At 58.4% G+C, this 913-nt stretch carries 1 protein-coding gene; it reads right to left on the reverse strand.

Annotation, left to right across the window (positions count from 1 at the left end; all coding sequences use genetic code 11):
• On the reverse strand, nt 1-284 hold a 284-nt coding region (locus CKO31_RS26600; protein WP_207148133.1), incomplete at its 3' end, for a hypothetical protein.
• Between the last annotated feature and the right edge of the window lie 629 nt (nt 285-913).

Raw genomic sequence — 913 nt, forward strand, 5'->3', positions numbered from 1 at the left:
AAGCTGGATAGGATTTCTCCCGAACGATCCAGGCAAGACTGCACCGGATCAAGAGCGCTGTACTCAAGAGAAGCCCCACTTACATTAATCTGGCGAAAAAGCATACTCGGAAAAAAAGCCTTGCCACACCCCACGTCAAGGATCCGTTTTGTCCTCGAAAGTAGAGCTTCCCAATGGACTTCGCTCAAGAGGTATTCATAGTCCTTACCTGCCAGCTTCAGCCAGTCGTCGAAGTCATTATTTTGCGAGTATGTAGCGTCGTTTTGCTGGAACGCGTTCATCATCTACACCTTTGAGCGAAGCCGGATTTTAACTCCAGCCGGTCTGTCATTGGCTGGTACGGTAAGCGTTTAGACATGATGTCGTGACCTGCCCGTCCTCAACGCACCTGGTGATGTTGAAGACGGAGAACCCCTTCGAGCCAGGGCCACATTCAGAGCGGAGGTCATGCAAGAGTGTAACGCAACGGCGCAACGGATCGAGACGGCATCGGCACCGACAGCCTTGGCGGCGGTGAGCGCGCTGGGCGCGGCGAAGCAGCACGAGCCCGTCGTCGGGCTAAACGTACACAGGGGGACGTCCGCCGCGGCGGTGGCCGAGCCGGGCGAAGGGGACCAGTCTACCGCGGCGCGATGGCCAAGACGCCGAAGAAGGTGGCCCCGCTTATCGCCCAGCCGAGCGAAGCCTCTGGGGGTGCTGTTCTGTAGATCCGCCGGAGCGATTCGCGCACGACCGGAGTGGGCATAGACGGTTGCCCCCTTGTGGTCTGGCTGCTAACGTGCTTAACGATGGAAGTCGGCGGTTCCGACTTCCCTCTCCCTCAACACGTCTGGTGATTCAGATCATCCAGGAGCGGCCAAACGTGCCTTGGCGTTGGCTGGTTGGCGTCATTGCTGTCCTGATCTCAGCCGTC

Origin of the sequence: Thiohalocapsa halophila, assembly GCF_016583825.1 — a bacterium.
GTDB lineage: Bacteria > Pseudomonadota > Gammaproteobacteria > Chromatiales > Chromatiaceae > Thiohalocapsa > Thiohalocapsa halophila.